The following is a 25,436-nucleotide window of genomic DNA, read 5'->3' on the forward strand; positions in this document are numbered from 1 at the left end:
TGCTCGAGCCTGCGGCAGGGCTCGTGTTCACGCCCGTGGCAGCAGCCGTATCGGGGCGCCGTTCAGGTACGCCTCGATGGCCTCGACCGCCTGGCCGTAGTAGCGCTCGTAGTTCGCGCGGGAGACGTAGCCCAGGTGCGGGGTGGCCAGCAGGCGTGGGGCGGTGCGCATGGGGTGGTCCGCGGGCAGCGGTTCGGTGTCGAAGACGTCGACGCCCGCGCCGGCGATACGCCCCTCGTGGAGGGCGGTGAGCAGGGCGTCCTGGTCGACGATCGCGGCACGTGAGGTGTTGACCAGGTATGCCGTCCGCTTCATGAGGGCCAGTTCGGGGGCGGCGAGCAGGCCGCGGGTGCGGTCGCTCAGAGCCAGGTGCACCGAGACGAAGTCCGCGGTCGAGAGAAGGGCTCCCTTGGCGGGGGCGAGGGTCACGCCCACCTCGTCCGTCCGTTCCTTCGTCAGGTTCTGGCTCCATGCCGTGACCTCCATGCCGAAGGCGAGGCCGACCCGGGCGACCCGGCTGCCGATCTTGCCCAGTCCCAGCAGGCCGAGGCGGCGGCCGTGCAGGTCGGCGCCCACGGTGGACTGCCAGGGGCCGCCGGAGCGCAGGGCGCCGTTCTCCTGCACGATGCCGCGGGCGAGGCCCAGCAGCAGGGCCCAGGTGAGCTCCACCGGTGGGGTCGAGGAGCTCTCGGTGCCGCACACGGTCACGCCGTTGGCGCGCGCGGCGGCGTAGTCGATCGCCGAGTTGCGCATGCCGGAGGCGACCAGCAGCTTCAGCCGTGGGAGCCGGTCCAGGAGTGAGGCGGGGAAGCGGACCCGTTCGCGCAGGGTCACCACGATGTCGGCGTCCTCGAGCGCCGAGGCCAGCGCGTCCTCGGTGGCGAAGTGTTCGGCGTAGGGGACCACTTCCACCCGGTCCGCCAGCGGGGACCAGTCGGCGGCGGTGGTCGCGGCGTTCTGGAAGTCGTCGAGCACGGCACAGCGCAGTCGCATGTCTGTTCTCTCCCTCGGGTCGCCTGGCGATTCTCTCTCGCGCGTCGCCTCCGTCTCGCGTCGCCTCTGCCGTGCGTGGCCTCTGCGGTGCGTGGCCTCTGCGGTGCGTGGCCTCTGCCGTGCGAGGCCTCTGCCGTGCGAGGCCTCTGCCTCGCGTCGCCCGGCGATTCGGCGCCGGGACGACCGGCGGATCCGAGGCGACATCTCGGTGAACGCGAGACGCCGGGCGGTGGCAGCATGGACGCCCGACGTCGCCGGATGGAGTGAGGGACCATGAGGGAACCCGGGCAGCCGGGAGAAGCGGTCGTGCCGGTGGGGGGACCGGCGGATCCGGGTACCGGTGGGTTCGCGGCCGGACCGAGGATCGCCGTCGCCGTCGTGACCATGGGCAACCGGCCCGCCGAGGTCGACGCCCTGCTGGAGTCCGTGGCCGAGCAGGATCTCGCGCCCGCCCGCATCGTGATCGTCGGCAACGGCTGCCGGCTGCCCGAGTTCGCCCGCCGGCTCGCCCTGCCCGGCGAGGTCACCGTCATCGACGTCGACGACAACCTCGGCTGCCCCGGCGGGCGCAATGTCGCCCTCGCCCGGCTGCGCGCGTTCGGCGACGTGGACGTGGTCGTGGAACTCGACGACGACGGGCTGCTGGTCGACGCCGACGTGCTGCGGCGCGTACGGGACCTGTACGCCGCCGATCCGCGCCTCGGCATCGTCGGTTTCCGCATCGCCGACGAGCACGGCGAGACCCAGCAGCGGCACGTGCCGCGGGTCGGCGCCCGTGATCCGATGCGGGGCGGGTACGTCACCGGGTTCCTCGGCGGCGGGCACGCCCTGCGGATGACGATGCTCGAACAGACGGGCGACTGGCCCGCGGAGTTCTTCTTCGCGCACGAGGAGACCGACCTGGCCTGGCGCGCCGCCGACGCCGGATGGAAGATCCTCTACGCGCCCGAACTGCTGCTGCGGCACCCGAAGACCTCGCCCGCCCGGCACGCGATCTACCACCGGGTCACCGCCCGCAACCGGGTCTGGCTGGCCCGCCGGAGGCTTCCGCTCGTCCTCGTTCCGGTGCACCTGGGGGTGTGGACACTCCTGACCCTCGTACGGACCCGGTCGCTCGCGGGCTTGCGCGCCTGGGCGGGCGGATTCGTGGAGGGGCTGCGACGGCCGGCGGGGGAGCGCCGGCCCATGCGCTGGCGTACCGTGTGGCGGCTCACCCGGCTCGGGCGGCCACCGGTCGTCTGACCGCGAGACACCCGACCGGGCGCGGGCACCCGACCGGGCGCGGGCACCCGACCGGGCGCGGGCACCCGACCGGGCGCGGGCACCCGATCGGGCGCGGGCGGGGCCCCGGTCGTTCACCTCCGCCGACCGGGGCCCCTCGCGTCCACGGACCAGGCCGACGGCGACACTCCCCCGAGTTGCGCACCCCGTGCGCGCGCCGGTCGGGCCCCGATCCGATGAAATGATCACATCAGGTCCGGCCAACAGATCGCTAACATGGGGCCGGTGTTCTCCTGGCGGAGAGGAGCGGCCGAGGTCGCTCGGAGAGGCAGTGAACGGACGGTGTGATGCGCGGCGAGCTGCGGTTCGGGCTGCTGGGACCGCCGGTCGTGTACGAGCCCGCCCCCGGCGAGCACGCCGTTCGTCCCATCGGCAGTCCCAAGGTCCGCTCCCTGCTCGCCGCACTGCTGCTGGAGGCCGGGCGGGTCGTCTCCGTCGAGTCGCTGGAGGAGGCGCTGTGGGGCGCGGCGCCGCCGGCCTCCGCGCGGGCCTCGCTGCACAACCACGTGGCCCGGTTGCGCCGGCTCCTCGACGACCCCGAGCGGCTGCGCGCCGTACCGCCCGGCTATCTGCTGCGGGTCGGGCGGGGAGAGCTGGACCTCCATCTCTTCGAGGCGCTGGTCGCGCAGGCGCGTGCCGCGCACGCCGGCGGGGAGTGGGCACGGACGGCGCGCGTCTGCGCGGACGCGCTCGCGCTGTGGCGGGGCACGCCGCTCAGCGGCCTGCCGGCCGGCCTCGGCGGGTACGCCCTGGTGCAGCGCCTGGAGGAGGCGCGACTGCTGCTCCTGGAGTGGCGCTACGACGCCGAACTGGGCCTCGGCGGCACCCGGCCCTCCGGACTCGTACCGGAACTGGCGGCGCTGGCCGCCGAGCATCCGCTGCGCGAGGCGTACCACCGTCAGCTCATGCTCGCCCTGCACCGCACCGGCCGGCAGGCGGAGGCGCTGGCCGTCCACCGCGACCTTCGCGCCCGGCTGATCGAGGAACTCGGCGTCGAGCCGGGGCCCGCCGTGCGGGAGGCCCATCTCGACGTGCTCAGGGGTGCCGGGGACGAGCAGGGCGACAGCGTCGAAGGCCCCGCCGGACCGGCAGCACCGCCCGAGGACGCCCCGCAGCCGCCGCGCCCCGCGCAACTACCGCCCCCGCCCGCCCACTTCACCGGGCGGGACGACGTCCTGCCCGCCGTGCGCAGGGCGCTGGCCGCGGAGCACGGCGAGGGGGGCGGCAGTCCGCTCGTCGTCCTCAGTGGCATGGCCGGCGTCGGCAAGAGCGCGCTCGCGCTGCATGTGGCCCATGGCCTGGTGAAACGTTTCCCTGATGGGCAGCTCTACGTCAACCTGCACGGCGCCACGCCCGGCATGACCCCGCTCGCCCCGGAACACGCCCTGCGCTCCCTCCTCCTCGACCTGGGGACCGAGCCGCGCCACGTGCCCGAACACCCGGACGCGGCCGCCGCGTTGCTCCGCTCCCTGCTCGCGCCGACGCGCACCCTGCTGGTGCTGGACGACGCCGGGAGCGCCGCGCAGATACGGCCGCTGCTGCCGGCCGGCGTCGGCTGCGCGGTGATCGTGACCAGCCGCTCCCCGCTGACCGCCCTCGACGGCGCCCGCCGCTTCCCGCTCACGCCGCTGTCCGCGCCCGACAGCGCGGCCCTGCTGCGGGCGGTCTCCGGGCGCGACGACCGGGACGGCCTCGACGCGGGGCACCCGCTCGTCGAACTCACCGGCCGCCTCCCGCTCGCCCTGCGCGTCGTCGCCGCCCGGCTGGCCGCCCGGCGCGCCCTCACCCCGGACGCGCTGGCCGGTCAACTGACCGCCACCGAAGGGCGGTTGCGCCACCTGGAGTACGACGACCTCAGCGTGCGGCGTTCCCTGGCCGTCGCCCACGACGCGCTCGCCGCCTCCGAACGCGAGGCGGACCGCGACGCGGCGCTCGCCCTGCGCCGCATCGGCGCCCTCGATCTGCCCGCCTACGGCGCACCCCTGCTCGCCGCCCTCACGGGCACCGACGAGCACCGTGCCGAGGCCGCCCTGGACCGCCTCGTCGACGTGGCCCTCCTGGAGGAGACGGCACTTGGCCGCTACGCCCCGCACGACCTGGTACGCGACTTCGCCCGCGAACTGGCGACGCCCGAGGCGTGTGCCGCCGGACGTCCCGCCGCGGGCGGCGGTGCGGGCGCCCAGAGGGTGCGGGGTCGGGGCACGGCGTACGCGGGGGATGCGGCGGACGCGGGGGACGCGGGGGACGCGTCCGAGGCGACGGGCATGGCGGACGCGATGGACGTGGCTGACGCGGCTGACGCGGCTTACGTGGCGGACGCGATGGACGTCGTAGAAGTCGCCTTGCGCTGGTACGCGGCCGTGGCGGAGCGGGTGCTCGCCGCGGTCGTCGAGCCCGGTCATGAACGGGACGACCGCCGCCGTCCCACTGTGTCCGAACCCTCCGCGGACGCCGCCGGGGTCCTCGCCGTGCCGTCCTTCGGATCCGCCGGGGAGGCCGCCGAATGGGGGCGCGGGGAGCTGGCGAACGTCGTCGCGCTGGCCGAGCGCTACGCCGGCACCGACCCGGGAGGCGGGCGACGGGACGCGTACCTCTCCCGCCTCCTGCGCCTCTTCTTCCCCTACGTCCAGCGCAGCGGGCGTGTCGCCGAGATGGAGGCGCTCGGGCGGGCCGCGCTCGCCGTGGCGCGCCGGCTGGGGGACGAGGCGGCCGAGGCGTACGCGCTGAGCGATCTGGCCGGGCTGCACTTCCTGACCGGCCGGCACAGCGACGCCCTCGCCCTCAACGACGGCTCGCTCGCGATCTGGCGGCGGCTCGGCGTCGCCTCACGGATCCGGCGCGGCCTCAACAACCGCGGGCTGCTCCTCGAAGGGCTGGGCCGGTACGCCGAGTCCGGGCGGGCGCTGCGGCAGAGCCTGGGGTACTCGCGACAGCTCAACGACCCTTACGGCGAGGCCGTCACCCACAGCCACCTCGGCAACCTCTACGAGCACACCGATCCGCGCGCCGCCATCGAGCAGCACCGGCGTTCGCTCGCCATCGGCGACGCGATCGGTGCCGTCATCGTCCAGCACACCGCGCACTGCAACATCGGCTACGCCCATCTCGCCCTCGGTGAACCGGCCGCCGCCGCCCGGCACTTCGAGGAGAGTCTGCGCATCCTCGGCGGGCACGGCGACTGGCACGGCGAGTCCCAGACGCGGCTCGGACTGGTCCGCGCGCTCCGTCAACTGGGCCACACCGAACGCGCCCACCGCGAGTGCGCCGAGCTGCTGTGCCGCGCCGACGCCCGCGCCGACCGCTACACGGGCGGTCTCGCCCGCCACCAGCACGGGCTCCTGCTGCGGGAGCAGGGCCGTACCGAGGAGGCGTACGCGCAGTGGCGCACGGCGCTCGCCGCCCTGGACGGCACGGACGAGAAGGCGGTGACGGGCGAGCTGCGGCAGCTGCTCGCCGACCCACGGTAGGGCGCAGGCCGACCCGCCGTGGGCACGCCGACCCCCCGCCGCACGCCCACTGATCTAGCGCCGCCGGGCGCACGCTGATCCCGCTATGCCGGACGCACGCTGATCCCGCGGTGCCGGGACGGCGGTCGGTAGGGGCGCCGCGGCCGTCACTTGGCGTCCGCGTAGCACTCCACCACCGCCGTCGTGAACGGGAACCGCACCGGTGTCTCACCGAAGGTGAGGCGTCCCGCCAGCTCCGCCGCCTCCCGGATGGCCTCGACCACCGTGTCGGCCTCGTCCCGCGGGCAGTGCACGATCACCTCGTCGTGCTGGAAGAAGACGAGCTCGGCCGCCATGTCCCGGCAGGTGCGGCGCAGCGCGGCGAGCAGGAGCAGGGCCCAGTCGGCGGCGCTGCCCTGCACCACGAAGTTGCGCGCGAAGCGGCCGCGGGCGCGGGAGTTGCCGGAGGCGTACCCAGGCATCCAGCCCTGGTCGGCGGAGCGTCCGGTGAGCCCTTCGGCGGGCGGCCCGGCCGGGTCGTCCTGGGGGAGGCCCGCCTCCTCGGTCGCGTCCTCGGCCGTCCCGGCCGCCGGCGGGCACGTCCGCCCCAGCCAGGTCCGCACCAGCCGGCCCTCCTCGCCGGCCCGCGCCGCCTCGTCGACATAGGCCACCGCGCGGGGGAAGCGGCGTCTGAGGGCGGCCAGGTTCTTCAGGCCGTCGCCGGAGGTCTGGCCGTAGACCGCGCCGAGCACGGCGAGTTTGGCCTGGGCGCGGTCGCCGGAGAAGGCACGGTCGGACACCGACTGGTACAGGTCGCTCTCCCGGCCGGCCACCTCCATCAGCCCGGGATCGCGGGAGATGGCCGCCAGCACGCGTGGCTCCATCTGGTCGGCGTCGGCGACGACCAGCCGCCAGCCGGGATCGGCGACCACCGCCCGCCGGATCACCTTGGGTATCTGCAACGCGCCGCCGCCGTTGGTCACCCAGCGCCCGGTGACCGTGCCGCCCGCGAGGAACTCCGGCCGGAACCGCCCGTCCCGCACCCAGTCCTGAAGCCACGACCACCCGTGCGCGACCCAGATCCGGTACAGCTTCTTGTACTCCAGCAGGGGCTCCACCGCCGGGTGGTCGACGGACTCGATCTCCCACCGGCGGGTGGAACCGACCTTGATCCCGGCCCGCGCGAAGGCCTTGACGACGTCGGCGGGCAGATCGGGGCGGACCCGGCGGCCGAAGGCGGCGGACACCTCGTCGGCGAGCTCGGCCAGGCGACGCGGCTCCCCGCCGCCCGCGTACCGCTCGCCGAGCAGCTCGTGCAGCACGCCGCGGTGCACGTCCGCGCTCCAGGGCAGGCCCGCCCGGTTCATCTCGGCCGCCACCAGCATGCCCGCCGACTCGGCGGCGGTCAGCAGACGCATGCGGTCGGGGTGCGCGGTCCGCTCGTGCCGCCGCTGTTGCTCGGCGTAGACCGCGAGCAGGTCCGCCAGCGGCAGACGTGCGCCCCGCGGCTCGAAGAGCGAGGACTGCGCGCCGGGCGCGGCGGACCGCTGCGGCGGATCCGGCGGTACGGGGCCGCCGCGCAGCCGGGCCAGGGCGGCGGCCGCCGAACGGGGCTCGCCGTGGCGCCCCTCGTGGCCGAGGAGGAGCGTCTCGGCGTCCTCGATGTCGTAGCACCGCTCCACACGCACCCCCGCGGCGAGCAGACGCGGATAGACCTCGGCGGTGGACCGCCACACCCACCGCGTGACGTCCGGCCTGCTCCGGACGGCCTCGGCGAGGTCCGCCTCCTCGCGCACCGGCCCGGCGGGCAGCCCGTCCGGGCCGAGGGGGGCGAGCTCCGCGCCACCGTCCTCGGCCGGAGCCAGGGCCCACCGGTCGGTCATGTCGCGAGTGTCGCAGGCGGCACTGACAACGGCCCCTCGGCCTGCGGTTTCAGTCCTGCAGCTTGTCGAGCTCCTCCTTCTGCTTGATCAGCTCCTCGATCGCCTCCGCGATGTACCGCTCGCTCGTGGCCTTGTCGATGCCGAGGCCGCTGAGGACGCCGTGGCCGTTCTCGTGCTCCAGCAGGGCCAGCAGGATGTGCTCGGTGCCGATGTAGTTGTGGCCGAGACGGAGGGCCTCGCGGAAGGTGAGTTCCAGGACCTTCTTGGCGTCGGAGCCGTACGGGACGAGCTCGGGCGCGTCGGCGGCGGCGGGCGGGAGCGCGGCGGTGGCGGCCTCTTCGACGGCGTCGAGCGAGACACCCTGCGCGGTGATCGCCTTCGCGGCGAGGGCCTCCGGCTCGGCGAGCAGGCCGAGGACCAGGTGCGCGGGCAGGCCCTCGGCGCTGTGGGCGTCCTTGGCCTTGCTGTGCGCGGAGACGACCACGTTCCGGGCGCGCACGGTGTAGCGGCTGAAGCCCTGGCTGGGGTCGAGGTCGGTCGACTCCTTGGGCACGAAGCGCTTCTGGGCCGCCTGCCGGGTGACGCCCATGCTCTTGCCGATGTCGGTCCAGGACGCGCCGGAGCGCCGTGCCTGGTCCACGAAGTGGCCGATCAGGTGGTCGGCCACGTCGCCCAGGTGGTCGGCGGCGATGACCGCGTCCTGGAGCTGGTCGAGCGGTTCGGCGTGCGCCTTCTTGATGGCCGCGATGAGGTCGTCGAGACGGATCGTCGCCGTGGTGGGGTTCGTCTTCATATGTCAACCGTAGGTTGACACCAGAGGACTGTCAACCCGGAGTTGACGATCACCTCGTGACCTCCTGCTTGGGCGCCGCCGCGAGCCGCACCGCCAGTCCCGCGAACACCGTCCCGCTGAAGATGTCCAGTCCCCGCGCCACCCGGCGGCTGCGCCGCAGCAGGGCGGAGAGCTTCCCGGAGAGCAGGCCGACCGAGCCGTCCACCAGGAAGCCCATGACCGTGATCGTGGACCCCAGGAGCAGGAACTGCTCGCGCACATGGCCCAGTTCGGGGCTCACGAACTGGGGCAGGAAGGAGACGTTGAAGAGAATCACCTTCGGATTGAGGAGATTGGTGACGGCCCCCCGCCAGAAGGCCCGCCGCCGCCCCGCGCCGCTCGTCCCGTCCGCCTCGACCGGGCCCCCGTGGCTCCGGAACGCCTTGACCGCGAGGTACAGCAGATAGGCCGCGCCCGCCCAGCGCAGGGCGTGGTACAGCGTCGGCAGTGCCGTGAACAGCGCCGAGAGGCCGAGCGCGGCGGCCACCGTGTGCACGAACATCGCGCAGGCCACGCCCAGCGCGGCCAGCACCCCGGTCGCGGGGCCGCCGCGGCCGCCCATCGCGACGATGAACATCATGTCGGGGCCCGGTGTGACGCAGAGGACGAAGGCGGCGACGAGGAACGCCGCGTAGAGGGATGTGTCGACCATGACTGCCATGCTTGGCGCCGCCGACGCCGGGGGCGAGCGAATTTCGGGGGCGGTACGGGTGCGTACGGCGTGGCCGGGCGCCGCGAGCCGACCGCCGGGCCCGGCCGTGCCGGTCCACTGTCCACAGGGTGTGGACGAACCGGCGCACCCCCCATGACACGATCGAGGTGTGAGCACGTCCACGACCGTCAAGCGCGCCTTCACGGCCGCCCTCTACTCCGCCACCCCGAGCGCCGGCCACGACGACGCCCTCGACACGGGCGCCTCCCTGCTCGCGGCCGACCCCGCCGCGGACCCCGAACTGTCCCGGCGCGGCGAGGAGTTCGTCGCGACCGCCTGGCGGCGCGGCTGGCAGCCTGCCGATGTCGTACGGATCGTGCGCCGGGAGCTCGACGAGGCCCACGTACGGCTCGTGGCGGCGCTGATCCGCGCGCAGTCCGCCGGTGACCGCCCGCGCGGCCGGCGCTGGGCCGCCCAGCTGGACGAGCTGACGCGCGCGGAACCGCCCCGTACCGACCGCTTCTCGTACGCCACCACCGTGCTGGAGCTGTACCGCCTGCTGCTGCGGCTGCCCACGCTCGAGAGCCTGGACACGCTCGAGAGCCTGGACGCCTCCGCGGGTCCCGCGTCCGCCGCCCGGCGCGGCGACGGCGTCTCGCGCATGCTGGGCCGGATCCGGGCGCTGCTCGCCAAGGCGGAGGCGACCGGCTACCCGGAGGAGGCCGAGGCGCTGAGCGCGAAGGCGCAGGAGCTGATGGCCCGGCACAGCGTCGACGAGGCGCTGCTCGCCGCCCGGGCCCCGTCCCCCGAAGCCCCCGGCGCCTGCCGGATCGGTGTGGAGCCGCCGTACGAGCAGACCAAGGCGGTGCTGCTGGACGCCGTCGCCACCGCGAACCACTGCCGTGCCGTGTGGAACGAGGCCCTCGGCTTCTCCACCGTCGTCGGCTTCGAGGGCGACCTGGAGGCGGTCGAGCTGCTCTACACCTCACTGCTCGTCCAGGCCACGACCGCGATGACCAGGGCGGAGGCGGCTCAGCGAGCGGGCGGGCGCAAGCGGACCAAGACCTTCCGGCAGTCCTTCCTCGCCGCCTACGCCCACCGCATCGGCACCCGGCTCGAGGCCGCCGCCAGGACCCAGGTGACCGAGGACCTCCTCCCCGTCCTGGCCACCCGGGACGTCGCGGTCACCGACCGCCTGGAGCGCATGTTCCCGGAGACGACCACCACCCGTCTGCGCGGGGTGAGCGACGCGGCGGGCTGGACGGAGGGAGCCCAGGCGGCGGACCGGGCACAGGTGGAACCGCGCCGCCCGCTGAGCTGAGCCCGCTCCCGAGCCCCGCCGCCCGCGGGGCTGAGCCCGCTTCCGAACCGCGCCGCCCGCGGGGCTGAGCCCGTTCCCGAGCCCCGCCGCCCGCGGGGCTGAGCCCGCTTCCGAACCGCGCCGCCCGCGGGGCTGAGCCCGCTCCCGAGCCCCGCCGCCCGCGGGGCTGAGCCCGCTCCCGAGGCGCCCCGGCCGCCGGGGACGGCTCAGTCCCCGGCCTGCTGGAAGGCCGTCACCGATGCGTCCGGGTCGCTCGCGGCCTGCTTGCCCTGCACGGGGCCGAACGACCACGTGAAGCTCCGGGGCTCGGCCGCCGCGCCCGGCAGGCCGATCTTCAGCGAGGTCGCCGCCAGGCTCTTGCCGTCGCCCTCCTTGCCCCGGACGTAGGTCAGGGTGAAGGTCGCCGTGTCGCCCTTGGCCAGGGTCAGCTTCCGCGGGGCGCCCGTCTTGTCCTGTGCCACAGCCGCGGAGGTGCTCCCCGCGGACAGGGTGACGCCCGGGAAGCCGTCCAGGGTGCAGCGGGCGCCCTGGTTGGTGAGCGTGACCGGTACGTTGCCGGTGTCCCCGGCGGCGGGCGCGGCGTTGGCGGGGCCGACCTGCAACCCGACCTGGTCGATGCGGCAGGCGGTGGAGTCGGTGTTCTTGCTCCCGGTGTCGCTGCTGCCGCCGTCGCTGCCGCCGCTGTCGCAGGCGGTGAGCAGGAGGGCGGCGGCGAGAGCGGTGACGGTGATCGGAATGGCGCGCATGAGCTGGTTCCTTGGGTCGTGACGATGCTCAAGGATCATCACGTACGAGCGGGCGGCACGGTTGCCCGTCCCGCCACCGGCCTTGCGTGTACGTCAGGAGCGGAGGCTCGCCGTGGGCAGCCCCGACGGTAGCGTCGCGCCCTCGGACCGGGTGTACGTCTCCTTGCCGAGACCACCCTCCCAGGTCACCCGGAGCGTGGTCTTGTTGACGGAGTCCACCGTGCCCGTCGTCCGCGCCTTGCAGTCGCGGAGGTGGATCACGTTCTTGCCGGACTCCTCGCTCGCGGTTCCCGTGCACGTGGTCCGGTCGGTGGAGAACAGTGCCACCTCGTCACCGGTGACCATCAGGACCACCGCCTTGCCGTCGGTGGTGGCGAGCCAACTGCCGGTCAGCCCACCGCCCTCGGCCGTCGAACCCCCGCCGCCGCCCGTGCCGTTCGTCCCGCCGCTGTCGTCATCGGTCGCGGACGAGGAGGCACCGGGGGTCGCGGAGGCCCCGGAGCCGGGCCCCGATCCGGACCCCGATCCCGAGCCGGATCCGGACCCCGACCCGCTGTCGCACGCGGTCAGCGCCAGCGCGCCGAGCAGTCCGGCGGCTACGATCCGCGCCGCCCTGGCCGTTGTGTTCACCGTGGTCACCCCAAGCCCCCAACCTGGAACCGGCCGGCCGCGCCACGGCCATACCACCACAGCAAGTTACCAGGAGTCACAGCGGGCGGCGGGCGAGAACTTCCCGTCCATCGGACTCTCACACGAACACTGGAACAAGAAGGGCGCGGTCTGCGTCCTTTCCTGTGCACGAGGGATTCGATTCGGACGAACTCGCGCGGACCGCGGTGCCGAAGATCATGAACGGGGGCCTGCGAGCGCATGTCCTGGTGGTTCCGGGGCAGGCGCTGAAACAGGTTCGGTAAAGCGGTCGTCAAAGCTGTAACCGCTGAAACACTCCGCGTGCACGTGCATCTGCTCATGCAAGTGCACATGAACAAGGTTATGATCCGGGTCAGTTGACCGATGCATCAATGGCCACACCAGCCAGTGCACCACCGGGGAGCGACCTGTGGACCACGACGTTGAGGGCGTGTACGAGGAGTACGACGTGTACAACGGCATGGCGGCCACGCTGCTGCGCGATGTGGCCTGGCAGAAGAGCCGGCACAGCAATTCGCAGGGCTCCTGCGTGGAGTTCGCGCGGCTGCCGGGCGGAGACGTGGCCGTGCGCAACTCGCGCTTTCCCGACGGCCCGGCGCTCGTCTATACGCGCGCGGAGATCGAGGCGATGCTCCTGGGCGTCAAGGACGGCGAGTTCGACCATCTGATAGCAGGGTGACGTCCGCTGCCGACGGGCTGAGGCCCTGACGGCAGGCCGGATACGCCGTCACCCACAGGGCTCGCCCGCGGTGACGGTCGGTCGATGGCACGTAACGCGCGTAGAACCGCGGCGTCGGAAAGCGCCGCGGTTGCTCAGTCGCGGGGTTGGAGTCGGAACAGCGCCCAGACGACCTTGCCGCCCAGGGTGCCGGCCAGCGGGTGCCAGCCCCAGCTGTCGCTGAAGGAGTCGACGAGGAACAGTCCGCGCCCCGACTCGGCGGAGAAGTCGTCCGTGTCGCGGGCCACCGGGCTGTCCTGGCTGGGGTCGCGCACGGCGCACACCAGCCGCTCGGTCCAGTGCATCAGGTGCAGCCGCACCGGCGAACCCTGCCCGAACGTTCCCTGTTCGCACCCGCGCGCGGCCGACGTGGCCGGCAGCGCGTGCCGCAGGGCGTTGGTGACCAGTTCGGAGACCACCAGGCAGACGTCGTCGAAGCGGTCGCCCAGTTCCCACTGGTCGAGCGTTCTCCGGGTGAAGCGCCTGGCCTCGCGCACGGCCTCGTAGCGGGCCGGAAGGGCACAGGAGGCGGCGTCGGACACGGCCGCGGGGTCCAGCGGCGGAAGGCCCTGCCGTAACGGCTCGAGCATGGTCGATCCATTCGTCCCCATGCGAGGCACTCCCGGAAAATCGCGGTCGTTGCGATGCTGTGGTCGTGGCGATGCAGCGGTGGCGCGGGGACCATGGTTTCGGATGCGCACAGCAGATGCAAGGGCAGATGCACGTGCACGGGACCGAATTGGACCCTCCCGTACCGCTTACTGGCCATTTTTTCCGCCATCTTCTCGTCCGCCGCATGACTCCTTCTTGCCTCCGGCTGCGCGTTTTCTTTGATCTCTTTCCGTTTCCGTAATCGCACGAGTACTGCTCGGAGTGATTTAGTGGCAGACTGCGGCCCCTGAAGACGGTTGGGGAGGCTGGCGAACGTGAGCGCGGGAGAGCCCGGATCGGTGGTGCGGCGCATGCTGCTCGGCTCGCAACTCAGGCGGCTGCGCGAGGCACGGGGGATCACGCGTGAGGCGGCGGGGTACTCGATCCGCGCCTCCGAGTCGAAGATCAGCCGGATGGAGTTGGGCCGGGTGAGCTTCAAAACGCGTGATGTGGAAGACCTGTTGACCCTGTACGGCATCTCGGACGAGGCGGAGCGCACCTCGCTTCTCTCGCTCGCCAGGGAAGCCAACGTGGCGGGCTGGTGGCACAGTTACACCGACGTCCTGCCCAGCTGGTTCCCCACCTATGTGGGCCTGGAGGGCGCGGCGTCGGCGATCCGCGTCTACGAGGTGCAGTTCGTGCACGGTCTGCTGCAGACCGAGGCGTACGCCCGCGCGGTGGTCCGGCGCGGCATGCAGGGGGCGAGCGAGGCCGACGTGGAGCGGCGGGTGGCGCTGCGCCTGGAGCGCCAGAAGCACCTCGTCTCCGAGAACGCGCCGGAGCTGCACATCGTCCTGGACGAGGCGGCCCTGCGCCGCCCGTACGGCGACCGCGAGGTGATGCGCGGCCAGTTGCAGCACCTCATCGACATTTCCGAGCGGTCCAACGTACGGCTGCAGGTCATGCCGTTCAGCATGGGCGGGCACGCCGGCGAGTCGGGCGCCTTCACCATTCTCAGCTTCCCCGAGTCCGACCTGTCGGACGTCGTCTACATGGAGCAGCTGACCAGCGCCCTCTACCTGGACAAACGCGAGGACGTCGCCCAGTACGAGAAGGCACTGAAGGAACTCCAGCAGGACAGTCCGGGGCCGGACGAGAGCCGCGACCTGCTGCGCGGTCTGCTTCAGCTCTCGTAGTACCCGGGCAACTCGCCTCGTTCGCACGTACGATGACGTCGCATCAGTGAGACGCGCCCGGGATTCGAGGGATCACATGTCGTCCTACTTCACCGACCTGGCCCAGCAGTACATCGACGGCGAGTGGCGCCCGGGCACCGGCTCCTGGGACATCATCGACTTCAACCCGTACGACGACGAGAAGCTGGCCTCGATCACCATCGCCACGGCCGACGAGGTGGACCAGGCCTACAGCAGCGCCGCTCGCGCCCAGAAGGAATGGGCCGCGACCAACCCCTACGCCCGCCGCGCGGTTCTGGAGAAGGCGCTGCGGCTGGTCGAGGAGCGCGAGCGGGAGATCACCGAGGTGATCATCGCCGAGCTGGGCGGCACCCACCTCAAGGCCGGCTTCGAGCTCCACCTGGTCAAGGAGTTCCTGCGCGAGTCGATCCGGCTGGCGCTGCGCCCCGAGGGACAGATCCTCCCCTCGCCGGGCGAGGGCAAGGAGAACCGCGTCTACCGCGTTCCGGTCGGGGTCGTGGGCGTGATCAGCCCGTTCAACTTCCCCTTCCTGCTGTCGCTCAAGTCGGTCGCGCCGGCCCTCGCGCTCGGCAACGCCGTGGTGCTCAAGCCGCACCAGGACACCCCGATCGCAGGCGGCACCCTGGTCGCGAAGATCTTCGAGGACGCGGGGCTGCCGGGCGGCGTGCTCAACGTCGTCGTCACGGACATAGCGGAGATAGGCGACGCCTTCCTGGAGCACCCGGTGCCCAAGGTGATCTCCTTCACCGGCTCCGACGGGATCGGCCGGCACGTCGCCACCGTCTGCGCCGCGCACTTCAAGCGCTCGGTCCTCGAACTGGGCGGAAACAGCGCGATCGTGGTCCTGGACGACGCCGACCTCGACTACGCGGTCGACGCTGCCGTCTTCAGCAGGTACGTCCACCAGGGCCAGGTCTGCATGGCGGCGAACCGCGTTCTGGTGGACCGCTCGGTCGCCGAGGAGTTCACGCGGAAGTTCGTCACCAAGGTGACGTCGCTCAAGGTCGGCGACCCGCGCGACCCCCGGACCGTCATCGGCCCGCTCATCAACTCCACCCAGGCGAACGACGTGTCGGCCGCCGTCGAGCAGGCGCTCGCCGAGGGCGCCACGGCCCTGGTGCGCGGCACCACCTCCGGCAACCTGGTCTCGCCCTCCGTCCTCACGGACGTGCCGGCCGGCTCGGCCCTGCTCCGCCAGGAGGTCTTCGGGCCGGTCGCCTTCCTCATCCCCTTCGACGGCGAGGAGGAGGCGGTCCGCATCGTCAACGACACCCCGTACGGGCTCAGCGGCGCCGTGCACACGGCGGACGTCGAGCGCGGCGTAGCCTTCGCCCGGCGGATCGACACCGGCATGTTCCATGTGAACGACGGCACCGTCCACGACGAGCCGCTGGTCCCCTTCGGCGGTGAGAAGCACTCCGGTATCGGCCGCCTGAACGGCGAGACGACGGTGGACGCCTTCACCACGGTGAAGTGGATCTCGGTACAGCACGGACGGAGCGGGTTCCCGTTCTGACGCCCGGGACGAGCTGACGCCCGGGACGAGGCGGCGGCCCCGCGGGCAATAGCCTGGGCGCATGTCAGCGATCCGTCTCCTCGTGCTCGGCGCGGTGCGCCAGCACGGGCGCGCCCACGGCTACCAGGTGCGCAACGACCTGGAGTACTGGGGCGCCCACGAGTGGTCCAACGCCAAGCCGGGTTCGATCTACCACGCCCTGAAGCAGATGGCGAAACAGGGACTGCTGCACGCGCACGAGATCGCACCGTCCACGGCGGGCGGCCCGCCGCGCGTCGAGTACGAGATCACCGACGCGGGCACCCAGGAGTATCTCCGGCTGCTGCGCGAGGCCCTGGTCGCGCGTGACCGCAGGATCGACATGCTCTCCGCGGCGATCGGCTGCATGGTCGATCTGGAACGCGCCGAGGTGGTGGGGCTGCTGCGCCGGCGCCTGGACAGCCTGGCCCGGTGGCGCGACTCCGTCACGGAGCACTACGTGCCCGAGGACGGACCCGAGAAGCTCGGCCACATCGGCGAGATCATGAACATGTGGGTCCACACCGCCGACGGCGAGGCCGCCTGGACCCGTGGTCTGATCGAGCGCATCGAGGCCGGCGCCTACACCTTCGCGGGCGAGGGTGAGCCGTTCGTCGGCGTCCTGGCCGAGGGGCAGGAGAACCCGTACGCGACGGGGGAGCGGCACCCGGAGGACGACCGCTGAGCGTGACCGCGCGGCTCACCGCACCGCCGTCCCGTCCGGCCGGAGCTGCATCTGCGGCCGGCCGGTCACCAGCAGCCAGGCCGGGAGCGAGGCGAGGCACAGCAGGGACAGGACCGTCGGCGAGGAGACCAGGACGGCGGCCGTGAACAGGCTCACCCAGCCCTGCCGGGTGATGGCTAGGAGCATGCCGAGCACGCCCGCCGCCACGGCCGGCGCGGGGGATACGGCGGGCACCAGGGCGTGGGCGGTGAGGCCGAGCGCGGCCCCGATGAAGACGGACGGGAAGATCCGGCCGCCGCGGAAGCCGCAGGACGCGGCGACGAGCAGCGCGGCCAGCTTCACCACCGCCATCGCCGCGAACTGCCCCGCCGACCGGTCATCCGGATGCCGCGCCAGCTCCCCGACCTCCGAGAGCCCCTTGAACAGCGTCAGGTGCCCGCCCACCGCCCCCAGCAGGCCCAGGACCAGGCCGCCGGCCGGGAGCGCGAGCATCGGGTGCCGGAGCCGGGCGAAGACCCGGTGCACATACGGGAAGGCGAGGACGGCCGCGAGGCCGAGCAGCGCGCCCGCGGGGGCGATCACCAGCACCGCCAGGGCATCGCCCCAGCGGGGCGGCCCGAAGGGAGGCAGGCCCAGGTCGAACGTCGGGTGGGCGACCAGGCCGGTGGTCATGGCGCCCGCGGCGCCCGCGGCCAGCGGCGCGAAGAGGCTGTCCCACAGCGCCCCCTTCAGCGGCCGCCCGGCCAGCGCCTCGGAGATCACCAGCGCCGCGGCGACGGGCGTACCGAACAGCGCGCCGATCGTCGCCGCCTCGGCCAGCGCCGGCCACAGCGTGCCCGGCAGCCCGGGCCGCAGCCCGCGGCCCAGCCACAGCGCCAGGCCCGCGTTCGCCATGATGATCGGGTTCTCCGGGCCCAGACTCGGACCGCCCGCCAGCATCAGCATGGTGGCCAGCAGCAGGCCCGGCACCACGGCCGCGGACGGCGGGGCGGCCGACAGGCTCAGCGTGGCCGGGTCCGGGCCCGCGTGCCCCGGCACCTTCCACACCACCAGGCCCACCAGGACGCCGGTCGCGGTCAGCATGACCACCATCCACACCACCGAGTAGCGGCCGATGCCCAGCGCGTCCGGCAGATCGCCCCACAACGCGCCCTGGAGTCGCTCGGCCACCCCGCTCACCAGGAGATACAGCAGGCTGGAGCCGACACCGACGACGAGCGCGGGCAGGATCAGCGGCAGCAGCGCGCGGGCCGGGGCCGGCGGTGCCGCCCGGGCGGCGGGCGCCTGCCGCGCGGTGTCCTGGGCCACGGGCTCACGATAGGCGGACAAAGGCGGCGAAGCGTGCGCAACATCCGGAGGAGGGCCGTGGAGGACCGGGGAAGAATCGGGCTTGCACCTCACGTCACGTGAGGGCCGACCGTGGAGTGCGTACCGAGAAGGGAGCGGAAGTGAGCTACACCGTGGGACAGGTCGCCGGTTTCGCCGGAGTGACGGTGCGCACCCTGCACCACTACGACGACATCGGCCTGCTCGTTCCGGGCGAGCGCAGCCACGCGGGCCACCGGCGCTACAGCGACGCCGACCTCGACCGGCTGCAGCAGATCCTGTTCTACCGGGAGCTCGGCTTTCCGCTCGAGGAGGTCGCGGCCCTGCTCGACGACCCGGCCGCGGACCCGCGCGCGCACCTGCGCCGCCAGCACGAACTGCTGACCGCCCGGATCGAGAAGCTGCGGAAGATGGCCGCGGCCGTGGAGCACGCCATGGAGGCACGCAAGATGGGGATCAACCTCACACCCGAGGAGAGGTTCGAGGTCTTCGGCGACAAGGACCCCGAGCAGTACGCCGAGGAGGCCGAGCAGCGCTGGGGGAACACGGAGGCGTACGCGGAGTCGCAGCGCCGCGCCGCGTCCTACACCAAGGAGGACTGGAAGCGGATCCGGGCCGAGGTCGACGACTGGCAGGAGCGGTACGCCGCCCTGGTGGCCGCGGGTGAGCAGCCGTCCGGCGAGGCGGCCATGGACCTGGCCGAGGAACACCGGCAGCACATCAGCAGGTGGTACTTCGAGGTGCCGTACGAGATGCACCGGTGTTTCGCGGAGATGTACGTCGCCGACGAGCGCTTCAAGGCGTACTACGACTCCATGCGGCCGGGCCTCGCCGAGCACCTGCGCGACGCGATCCTCGCCAACGCCGCCCGCCGCACCGCGACCGGCTGACCGCCCCCGGGGAGGGTGAGGAGCGATCGGTGGCGTGTGCCTCCGGCCCCCGTGGAACCCGAGCCGTACACCATCCGTTGATAGCTTTGTGCGGCAGAACCACGGAGGCCGAACCGCCGCCGTCCGTCCTCACCCCCTCAGGAGCCCGGAACCGTGACGACGCTTGCCCTCGGCCCGAGCTGGCTCGATCCGAACTACCTCCTCGACACCTTCGGCATCTGGGGTCTGCTCCTCATCGTCTTCGCCGAGTCCGGCCTGCTCATCGGCTTCTTCCTGCCGGGTGACTCCCTGTTGTTCACCTGCGGTCTGCTGATCACGTCGCACCAGCTGGACTTCCCCCTGTGGGCGGCGATCGCGCTGATCTGCCTCGCGGCGGTCCTCGGCGACCAGGCCGGCTACATGTTCGGCAAGAAGGTCGGTCCCTCGCTCTTCAACCGCCCGGACTCCCGCCTGTTCAAACAGGAGAACGTCGCCAAGGCGCACGAGTTCTTCGAGAAGTACGGCCCGAAGTCCCTGGTCCTGGCCCGCTTCGTGCCCGTGGTGCGGACGTTCACGCCGATCATCGCGGGCGTCAGCGGCATGCGGTACCGCTCGTTCCTGGTCTTCAACGTGATCGGCGGCGTCCTGTGGGGCGCGGGCGTGACCCTGCTCGGCTCCTGGCTGGGCAACATCGACTTCGTCAAGGAGAACATCGAGGCGATCCTCATCCTGATCGTCCTGGTGTCGGTGGTCCCGATCGCCATCGAGTTCCTGCGGGCCCGCTCCAAGGCGAAGAACGCGCCGGAGGCCCCGGCACGGCAGCAGCCGCACGAGCAGCAGGCTCATCAGCAGCAGCCGTACCAGCAGCAGCCGGTCATGGACGACGCCACGACCCGCCTGCGCCGCATCGAGCCGCCGTACCAGGACGCTCCGTACCAGGAGTCGCCGTATCAGGAGTCGCCGTACCAGTACGGCGACCAGGGCCACCCGCAGGAGCAGCGGCAGTACGGCGGCGGCTACGACCAGCAGTACTACGGCGGGCAGTACCCGCAGCAGCCCTATGACGATCAGCAGCAGCCTTACGGCGGTCAGCAGCAGTCCTACGGCGGTCAGCAGCAGTCCTACGGCGGTCAGCGGGGCGGCGGCCACGGCCGGACCCAGGCCCCGCGGTACCCGGACAACGGCGGCTACCGCGCCCCCTAGACGGGGCTCCCCTCAGAAGCCCCTGGTGCGCTTGGCGGCCCGGCGGCCGGCCGCGCTGCCGGCGCCCGGCAGCCTGAGGAACAGCCGGGAGATCTCCGACCCCAGGTTCACCCCGATCGCGATGGCCATGGCGAGCGACACCGCCTTGGCCAGCGACACGAGTCCCTTGTCGACGTTGTTCTGCGCGATCGACAGCAGACCGAAGTACGTCGCCGAACCCGGCAGCAGCGGACCGATCGCGGCGGTCGTGTACGGCAGCGCGGAGGCGAACCGGTAGCGGGACAGCAGCTGCCCGAACAGGCCCACCAGGCCCGCGGCGACCGCCGTGGACGCCACGGGGGAGATGTCGGCGACGTAGTGCATCGCGCCGTAGACCACCCAGGCCACGCCGCCGTTGAGCGTCACCAGCAGCACGGTGGACCGTTCCTGCTGGAGCAGCACGGCGAAGGTCAGCGACAGCAGCATCGACGCGAGGATCTGCACCACCGGCTGCTCGTTGACGCCGAGCGCCACGTCGGGATTGAGCTGGGCGCCCAGCTTCACGCCGAAGTACAGCACCACCAGCACGCCGGTGACGATGCCGACGAAGAAGTACATGACCTCCAGCAGGCGGGCGGAGGCGGTGATGTAGAAGCCGGTCAGGCCGTCCTGCACGCCGGCCACGAGCGCCCGCCCCGGCAGCAGCGCGAACAGCCCACCGGTGATGACCGCGGACGCCTTCACGTCGACATGCGCCACCGTGAGCGCGACGCCCAGCGCGGCCGGCGGCATCGCGGCCACCGTGAACTGGTAGAACTCCGGCAGCCCGCGCCCCGCGCACAGCCATGCCAGCCGGTCGCCGAGCATCGCGCCGAACGCGGCGGCGACGAACACGATCAGATCGCCGCCGACGAGGACGGAGGCCGCGCCGGCGAGCAGCCCGGCGGCGCCGGTCAGCGCCCAGCCGGGGTAGGGGTGCCGGTTGCGGCGGATCTCCGCCAGCCGCCGGTAGGCCTCCTCCAGGGAGACATGGGTCTCCGGGTCGCTCAGGTCGTCGACGAGCTGGAAGACGGCCGCGAGGCGCGTGTAGTCGGTGCCCCGGCGTCGTACCGTGCGCGACGCCGAGACGGGGTCGTCCACCAGGGAGGGCTGGTAGGAGATGGACAGCAGGGTGAAGGTGACCGTCGGCTCGCAGCGGTCCAGGCCGTAGGAGCGGCAGACCGCGAACATCGCCGTCTCCACGTCCTCGGCGCCCTCACCGCCCGCGAGCAGCAGCTCGCCGATGCGCAGGGTCAGGTCGAGGACACGGGGGACGGCGGGGCCTTCCTCCTCCGTCTTCGGGACCGCTTCCAGGGCCGGGCGCTCGGCCACCGGCATGCGCAGCATCGTGCGCATCCGGTCCTGCCAGGGGAGGTCCTTGGTCAGGCTGACCGTCGGGATGCCGCCCGGCGGGGTGAAGGCGGCCGGCGCCTGCCGGGCGCTGTAGGTGCTCGGCGGGCTGAACGCCGAGCCCTCGGCCTCCGGGGCCGTGTGCTCGGGCACCGTGAGGCCGTCGGGGAGCGCGAACTCCGAGGTGGTCTCCGACTCGCTGCCGGCCTTGGGCAGGGCCAGTCCCTCGGGAACGGCGAACTCCGACGTCGTGGACGACTCGCTGTCCGTGCCCGGTACCGCCGGGGCCACTGGTGCCACCGGGGACACCGGGGCCGCCGGAGTCACTTCGGGCACCGGAATCACCTGCGTCGCCTGTGTCACAGACGAATCAGCAGGAGCCTTGAACGCGCTCCGCGCCTCGTCCGACTGCGGCTTGCGGTCCTCCGCATCCGTCACTGGGCAACGCTCCCTGAACGACACCTTCCGTCAGCCTCAGTATGCGCGGACACCCCCACCCACGCGCCAAAGGGCCGCGTCACCCCCGGGGGGTGGACGCGGCCCACGGGCGTCGTACGGGGCGTACGGTCAGTGACCGCCGTGCTCCTGGGCACGCTTGATGGACCGCTCGATCTCCGCCTCGGCGTCGGCGCGGCCGACCCAGTTGGCGCCCTCGACCGACTTGCCCGGCTCCAGGTCCTTGTAGACCTCGAAGAAGTGCTGGATCTCCAGGCGGTCGAACTCCGACACGTGGTGGATGTCCCGCAGGTGCTCCACACGCGGGTCGGACGCCGGGACGCACAGCAGCTTGTCGTCGCCGCCGGCCTCGTCCGTCATCCGGAACATGCCGATGGCGCGGCACTTGATGAGGCAGCCGGGAAACGTCGGCTCGTCCAGGATGACCAGCGCGTCCAGCGGGTCGCCGTCCTCGCCGAGGGTGTTCTCGACGAAGCCGTAGTCGGCCGGGTAGCTGGTCGAAGTGAAGAGTCGACGGTCCAGGCGGATACGACCGGTCTCGTGGTCCACCTCGTACTTGTTCCGCGAACCCTTCGGGATCTCGATCGTGACGTCGAACTCCACCGGTGGCTCCTCCATGATCAGCACATAGTTCTGGTGATTAAGTGTCCCTCACGCACGTGTGTGATCGCGAAAGGGGCTGGTGGTCGTGCCGGAGCTGAGGGGCTGGCGGGCCGCGAGACCGCGTCTGACAGGCCTGGCGCGGGCCGCGAAGCCGCGTCTGGCACTGCTGGCGCGGGCCGGACGACCAGGTCTGGTCCGGGCCGTGCGGTCCGTGGGACCGCGGGTCGCACGGCTCACGGGGGCCACCCGGCCACGGCCCGCCGGGCCGGCGACCTGGCGGTACACCGTGGGCGCCGCCACCGCCGGGCTGGCACTGGCCGCCGGTGTGGTGACCGCCGCCGGTCCCTGGGACTCCACCGGTCAGCGTACGGCCGAGCGGGACCGGGCAGCCTCCCTGGAGCGCGCGGGTGGCACAGATCACGGCCGTGCTTCCGATACGTCCGGTACGTCCGACGCGGCGGCCGACGGACCGAAGCCCGCACCCAGCGCCGCACCCGTGCTGGTGGGCCTCGGCAGCGGCGGCAGCCTGGTGAAGTCGGCGGCCGGCGGACCGGCCCTCGCCACCGTCCTGGACCCCCTCCTGCACGAGCCCGCACTCGGCGCCCGGCACTCCGCCGTGGTCGTCGACGTCGCCACCGGCCGGCGGCTCTACGGCCGTGACGCGGGCGAAGCGCTCACCCCGGCCTCCACCACCAAGATCGCCACCGCGGTCGCCGCCCTGTCCGCCCTCGGCCCCGACCACCGCCTCACCACCCGCGTCGCCATGGAGCCCACCGCCGGGAACCTCGTCCTGATCGGCGGCGGCGACCCCACCCTCACCGCCCGCGAGGACGCCCACGGCTGGGCGAGCCTGCGCTCCCTCGCCGACACGACGGCGGCCGCCCTGAAGAAGCGCGGGCTCGGCAAGGTCACGCTGTCGTACGACACCGCCCTGTACGCAGGGCCGGCCCTGCACCCCATCGGCGTGAACGAGAACCTGGCCCCGGTCACCGCCCTGATGGCCGACGAGGCCCGCACCGACGACTCCACCAGCGGCCCGGCCCCGCGCGAGGCCGACCCGGCGGCCGCGGCCGCCCGCGCCTTCGGCCGCTTCCTCCAGGACCGCGGCATCCGCACCACCGACCCCCGCCCCGCCAGGGCGACCGGCCGCGCGCAGACCCTCGCGTCCGTCTCCTCGCCCCCGCTGTCCGACGTGGTCGAACGCATGCTCACCAACAGCGACAACGACATCGCCGAGGCCCTGGCCCGCCAGACGGCCGCCGCGACCGGCGATCGCCCGGACTTCGCCGGCGGCGCCCGGGCGATCGCCGCCCGGCTGAAGACACTCGGCCTGCCCCTGGACGGCGCGGAGTTCCACGACGGCAGCGGCCTGAACCGCGACGACAGACTCACCGCGAATTTGCTGACCGCGCTGCTGCGCGAGGCCGCCGACCCCGCCCACCCCGAGCTCCGCCCGGTCGTCACCGGTCTCCCCGTCGCCGGCTTCACGGGCACCCTGGCCGACCGTTACACATCCGACGGCGCGGGCGGGATCGTACGCGCCAAGACGGGCACACTGACCGGCGTGAACACCCTGGCGGGCACGGCCGTCGACAAGGACGGCCACCTCCTGGCCTTCGCCTTCATGGCGGAGGGCACGACCGACCCCATGGCGGCCCAGTCGACCCTGGACAGGACGGCGACGGCGCTGTCGGCCTGCGGCTGCGGCTAGCGACTGCCGTGGGCCGTCTCCCGTACCCGCCGCCGCGGGCGCTCGGGGCCTCCGCCCGGGCAACGCGGACCGCACCCGCCCTCACAGCCTGCCCCAAGTGGCAGCGCTCACGTACCGTTGACGCATGACGAGCATCGGTGGTGCCGCAAGTCCCGGGATGGTCGACTGGAATCTCGCGGTGGCGACCGCGACCCGCCTGGTCAGGCCGGGCCCCGAGGTGAGCCGCGACGAGGCCCGCGCCGTCGTCGCGGAACTGCGCCGGCATGCGAAGGCCTCGGAGGAACACGTCCGGGGCTTCACTCGTCTGGGTACGGACGAGACCCACGACACGCCCGTGCTGGTGGTCGACCGCCCCGGCTGGGTCCGGGCGAACGTCGCCGGCTTCCGCGAGCTGCTCAAACCGCTGCTGGACAAGATGCAGGCGCGCCGCGGCAGCAGCCCCGGGGGCGTGGTCCTCGGCGCCGTGGGCGGCAAGGTCACCGGCGTCGAACTCGGCATGCTGCTGTCCTTCCTCGCCTCCCGCGTGCTCGGCCAGTACGAGACGTTCGCCCCGGCCACCCGCGAGCTGCCCGCGGGCGCGAACGGCGGCGGACGGCTGCTGCTCGTCGCCCCGAACATCGTCCACGTCGAGCGCGAACTCGACGTGGAACCCCACGACTTCCGTCTCTGGGTGTGTCTGCACGAGGAGACCCACCGCACGCAGTTCACCGCGGTGCCCTGGCTGCGCGACCACCTCGAGGGCGAAATCCAGTCGTTCTTGTCGGAGACCGACGTCGACCCGATGGCCTTCCTGGAGCGCGTCCGCGAGGCCGCCCAGTCGCTCGTCGGCGGGCGTCCGGAGGGCGAGGAGGACGACGGCGGCCGCTCCCTCGTCGAGCTGGTGCAGACGCCCGCCCAGCGCGAGATCCTCGGCCGGCTCACCGCCGTGATGTCGCTGCTGGAGGGCCACGCCGACTACGTCATGGACGGGGTCGGACCGGACGTCGTGCCGACCGTCGCGGAGATCCGCGAGAAGTTCCAGCAGCGCCGCGCCAAGGGGGCCTCGCGGCTCGACACGGCCCTGCGCAAGCTGCTGGGCCTGGACGCCAAGCTGCGGCAGTACCGCGAGGGCGAGCGGTTCGTGCGCGCGGTCGTCGAACAGGTCGGCATGGACGGCTTCAACCGCGTGTGGACCTCCCCGAACACCCTCCCCACCAAGGCGGAGATCGCCAAACCGGCGGACTGGGTCGCACGGGTGCACCGCAGGGCCGAGCCGTGAACCGGTGCGGGACGTGGTGAACCGAATCCGGCCGACGGCAGGCGAACGCCCCTCCAATCACCCGTCCGAGGGACCGTAGGCAATGGGTAGGC

21 protein-coding genes are annotated in these 25,436 nt (G+C 72.8%); 11 read left to right on the forward strand and 10 right to left on the reverse strand.

Translation table 11 applies throughout. From position 1 onward, the window contains the following. Positions 1-27: 27 nt before the first annotated feature. The gene (locus ABZ484_RS09040; RefSeq protein WP_358865219.1) at positions 28-993 is read right to left on the reverse strand and encodes a D-2-hydroxyacid dehydrogenase family protein; all 966 of its coding nucleotides are present in this window, start codon (positions 991-993) and stop codon (positions 28-30) included. Positions 994-1,266: 273 nt separating this feature from the next. Between ABZ484_RS09040 and ABZ484_RS09045 the strand changes: the two genes are divergently transcribed. Together ABZ484_RS09045 and ABZ484_RS09050 are read left to right on the forward strand one after the other, a co-directional pair. Beyond that, positions 1,267-2,235: a glycosyltransferase gene (locus tag ABZ484_RS09045; RefSeq protein WP_358865220.1), complete on the forward strand. Its 969-nt coding sequence runs from the start codon at positions 1,267-1,269 to the stop codon at positions 2,233-2,235. A 326-nt stretch (positions 2,236-2,561) separates the two neighbouring features. After that, on the forward strand, positions 2,562-5,741 hold the full coding sequence (locus tag ABZ484_RS09050) for a BTAD domain-containing putative transcriptional regulator (protein ID WP_358865221.1): 3,180 nt from the start codon (positions 2,562-2,564) through the stop codon (positions 5,739-5,741). A 146-nt stretch (positions 5,742-5,887) separates the two neighbouring features. On the opposite strand, the gene ABZ484_RS09055 is transcribed toward ABZ484_RS09050, so the two are convergent. Genes ABZ484_RS09055 through ABZ484_RS09065 form a run of 3 tightly spaced genes read right to left on the reverse strand, consistent with a single transcriptional unit; the run spans position 5,888 to position 9,087 of the window. Then, positions 5,888-7,603, reverse strand: a complete 1,716-nt coding sequence (locus tag ABZ484_RS09055; RefSeq protein ID WP_358865222.1) for a bifunctional 3'-5' exonuclease/DNA polymerase — start codon at positions 7,601-7,603, stop codon at positions 5,888-5,890. Positions 7,604-7,652: 49 nt separating this feature from the next. Continuing rightward, positions 7,653-8,396, reverse strand: a complete 744-nt coding sequence (locus ABZ484_RS09060; RefSeq protein WP_358865223.1) for a Clp protease N-terminal domain-containing protein — start codon at positions 8,394-8,396, stop codon at positions 7,653-7,655. 49 nt (positions 8,397-8,445) lie between these two features. After that, positions 8,446-9,087 carry a LysE family translocator gene (locus ABZ484_RS09065; RefSeq protein WP_358865224.1) on the reverse strand — a complete coding sequence of 214 codons (642 nt, stop codon included), beginning with the start codon at positions 9,085-9,087 and terminating at the stop codon, positions 8,446-8,448. Between the two features lie 169 nt (positions 9,088-9,256). Here ABZ484_RS09065 and ABZ484_RS09070 point away from each other — a divergent pair, with 169 nt between their 5' ends. Further along, on the forward strand, positions 9,257-10,408 hold the full coding sequence (locus ABZ484_RS09070; protein ID WP_358865225.1) for a DUF2786 domain-containing protein: 1,152 nt from the start codon (positions 9,257-9,259) through the stop codon (positions 10,406-10,408). 206 nt (positions 10,409-10,614) lie between these two features. On the opposite strand, the gene ABZ484_RS09075 is transcribed toward ABZ484_RS09070, so the two are convergent. Then, positions 10,615-11,154 (reverse strand): DUF4232 domain-containing protein, encoded by a 540-nt coding sequence (locus ABZ484_RS09075; RefSeq protein ID WP_358865226.1) that lies wholly within the window; start codon positions 11,152-11,154, stop codon positions 10,615-10,617. A gap of 93 nt (positions 11,155-11,247) precedes the next feature. Further along, the gene (locus ABZ484_RS09080; RefSeq protein ID WP_358865227.1) at positions 11,248-11,784 is read right to left on the reverse strand and encodes a hypothetical protein; all 537 of its coding nucleotides are present in this window, start codon (positions 11,782-11,784) and stop codon (positions 11,248-11,250) included. A 430-nt stretch (positions 11,785-12,214) separates the two neighbouring features. Here ABZ484_RS09080 and ABZ484_RS09085 point away from each other — a divergent pair, with 430 nt between their 5' ends. Next, positions 12,215-12,484 (forward strand): DUF397 domain-containing protein, encoded by a 270-nt coding sequence (locus ABZ484_RS09085; RefSeq protein ID WP_306188659.1) that lies wholly within the window; start codon positions 12,215-12,217, stop codon positions 12,482-12,484. Between the two features lie 134 nt (positions 12,485-12,618). On the opposite strand, the gene ABZ484_RS09090 is transcribed toward ABZ484_RS09085, so the two are convergent. Then, positions 12,619-13,113 (reverse strand): ATP-binding protein, encoded by a 495-nt coding sequence (locus tag ABZ484_RS09090; RefSeq protein ID WP_358865228.1) that lies wholly within the window; start codon positions 13,111-13,113, stop codon positions 12,619-12,621. Between the two features lie 372 nt (positions 13,114-13,485). On the opposite strand from ABZ484_RS09090, the gene ABZ484_RS09095 reads away from it, so the two are divergent. The 3 genes from ABZ484_RS09095 to ABZ484_RS09105 all read left to right on the forward strand — a co-directional run bounded on the left by ABZ484_RS09095 (position 13,486) and on the right by ABZ484_RS09105 (position 16,550). Next, positions 13,486-14,310 carry a helix-turn-helix transcriptional regulator gene (locus tag ABZ484_RS09095; RefSeq protein WP_358865257.1) on the forward strand — a complete coding sequence of 275 codons (825 nt, stop codon included), beginning with the start codon at positions 13,486-13,488 and terminating at the stop codon, positions 14,308-14,310. Between the two features lie 76 nt (positions 14,311-14,386). Further along, positions 14,387-15,847 carry an aldehyde dehydrogenase family protein gene (locus ABZ484_RS09100; RefSeq protein WP_358865229.1) on the forward strand — a complete coding sequence of 487 codons (1,461 nt, stop codon included), beginning with the start codon at positions 14,387-14,389 and terminating at the stop codon, positions 15,845-15,847. Positions 15,848-15,908: 61 nt separating this feature from the next. Beyond that, positions 15,909-16,550, forward strand: a complete 642-nt coding sequence (locus ABZ484_RS09105) for a PadR family transcriptional regulator (protein ID WP_358865230.1) — start codon at positions 15,909-15,911, stop codon at positions 16,548-16,550. 15 nt (positions 16,551-16,565) lie between these two features. On the opposite strand, the gene ABZ484_RS09110 is transcribed toward ABZ484_RS09105, so the two are convergent. Further along, a complete protein-coding gene (locus tag ABZ484_RS09110) occupies positions 16,566-17,858 on the reverse strand; it encodes an ion channel protein (protein ID WP_358865231.1) in 1,293 nt (430 codons plus the stop codon). Positions 17,859-17,998: 140 nt separating this feature from the next. Here ABZ484_RS09110 and ABZ484_RS09115 point away from each other — a divergent pair, with 140 nt between their 5' ends. Beyond that, positions 17,999-18,766, forward strand: a complete 768-nt coding sequence (locus ABZ484_RS09115) for a MerR family transcriptional regulator (RefSeq protein ID WP_358865232.1) — start codon at positions 17,999-18,001, stop codon at positions 18,764-18,766. 153 nt (positions 18,767-18,919) lie between these two features. After that, a complete protein-coding gene (locus tag ABZ484_RS09120; RefSeq protein ID WP_358865233.1) occupies positions 18,920-19,948 on the forward strand; it encodes a VTT domain-containing protein in 1,029 nt (342 codons plus the stop codon). Between the two features lie 12 nt (positions 19,949-19,960). On the opposite strand, the gene ABZ484_RS09125 is transcribed toward ABZ484_RS09120, so the two are convergent. Both ABZ484_RS09125 and ABZ484_RS09130 read right to left on the reverse strand, forming a co-directional pair. Beyond that, positions 19,961-21,754 carry a threonine/serine exporter family protein gene (locus ABZ484_RS09125; protein WP_358865234.1) on the reverse strand — a complete coding sequence of 598 codons (1,794 nt, stop codon included), beginning with the start codon at positions 21,752-21,754 and terminating at the stop codon, positions 19,961-19,963. A gap of 129 nt (positions 21,755-21,883) precedes the next feature. After that, the gene (locus ABZ484_RS09130; RefSeq protein WP_030177342.1) at positions 21,884-22,375 is read right to left on the reverse strand and encodes an inorganic diphosphatase; all 492 of its coding nucleotides are present in this window, start codon (positions 22,373-22,375) and stop codon (positions 21,884-21,886) included. A gap of 79 nt (positions 22,376-22,454) precedes the next feature. On the opposite strand from ABZ484_RS09130, the gene dacB reads away from it, so the two are divergent. Both dacB and ABZ484_RS09140 read left to right on the forward strand, forming a co-directional pair. Further along, positions 22,455-24,086 carry a D-alanyl-D-alanine carboxypeptidase/D-alanyl-D-alanine-endopeptidase gene (gene dacB, locus ABZ484_RS09135; protein ID WP_358865235.1) on the forward strand — a complete coding sequence of 544 codons (1,632 nt, stop codon included), beginning with the start codon at positions 22,455-22,457 and terminating at the stop codon, positions 24,084-24,086. 157 nt (positions 24,087-24,243) lie between these two features. Then, positions 24,244-25,344 carry a zinc-dependent metalloprotease gene (locus ABZ484_RS09140; protein ID WP_358865258.1) on the forward strand — a complete coding sequence of 367 codons (1,101 nt, stop codon included), beginning with the start codon at positions 24,244-24,246 and terminating at the stop codon, positions 25,342-25,344. The last annotated feature ends 92 nt before the right edge of the window (positions 25,345-25,436 follow it).

This window comes from Streptomyces sp. NPDC006393 (assembly GCF_040628575.1).
GTDB lineage: Bacteria > Actinomycetota > Actinomycetes > Streptomycetales > Streptomycetaceae > Streptomyces.

What these genes read in the sequence shown, in the direction of transcription:
- ABZ484_RS09095 (WP_358865257.1), top strand. Translation starts at nt 13,486, where the DNA reads ATGCTGCTCGGCTCGCAACTCAGGCGGCTGCGCGAGGCACGGGGGATC.
- ABZ484_RS09075 (WP_358865226.1), bottom strand. Translation starts at nt 11,154, where the DNA reads ATGCGCGCCATTCCGATCACCGTCACCGCTCTCGCCGCCGCCCTCCTG.
- ABZ484_RS09060 (WP_358865223.1), bottom strand. Translation starts at nt 8,396, where the DNA reads ATGAAGACGAACCCCACCACGGCGACGATCCGTCTCGACGACCTCATC.
- ABZ484_RS09100 (WP_358865229.1), top strand. Translation starts at nt 14,387, where the DNA reads ATGTCGTCCTACTTCACCGACCTGGCCCAGCAGTACATCGACGGCGAG.
- ABZ484_RS09105 (WP_358865230.1), top strand. Translation starts at nt 15,909, where the DNA reads ATGTCAGCGATCCGTCTCCTCGTGCTCGGCGCGGTGCGCCAGCACGGG.
- ABZ484_RS09090 (WP_358865228.1), bottom strand. Translation starts at nt 13,113, where the DNA reads ATGCTCGAGCCGTTACGGCAGGGCCTTCCGCCGCTGGACCCCGCGGCC.
- ABZ484_RS09045 (WP_358865220.1), top strand. Translation starts at nt 1,267, where the DNA reads ATGAGGGAACCCGGGCAGCCGGGAGAAGCGGTCGTGCCGGTGGGGGGA.
- ABZ484_RS09140 (WP_358865258.1), top strand. Translation starts at nt 24,244, where the DNA reads ATGGTCGACTGGAATCTCGCGGTGGCGACCGCGACCCGCCTGGTCAGG.
- ABZ484_RS09065 (WP_358865224.1), bottom strand. Translation starts at nt 9,087, where the DNA reads ATGGTCGACACATCCCTCTACGCGGCGTTCCTCGTCGCCGCCTTCGTC.
- ABZ484_RS09050 (WP_358865221.1), top strand. Translation starts at nt 2,562, where the DNA reads ATGCGCGGCGAGCTGCGGTTCGGGCTGCTGGGACCGCCGGTCGTGTAC.
- ABZ484_RS09040 (WP_358865219.1), bottom strand. Translation starts at nt 993, where the DNA reads ATGCGACTGCGCTGTGCCGTGCTCGACGACTTCCAGAACGCCGCGACC.
- ABZ484_RS09055 (WP_358865222.1), bottom strand. Translation starts at nt 7,603, where the DNA reads ATGACCGACCGGTGGGCCCTGGCTCCGGCCGAGGACGGTGGCGCGGAG.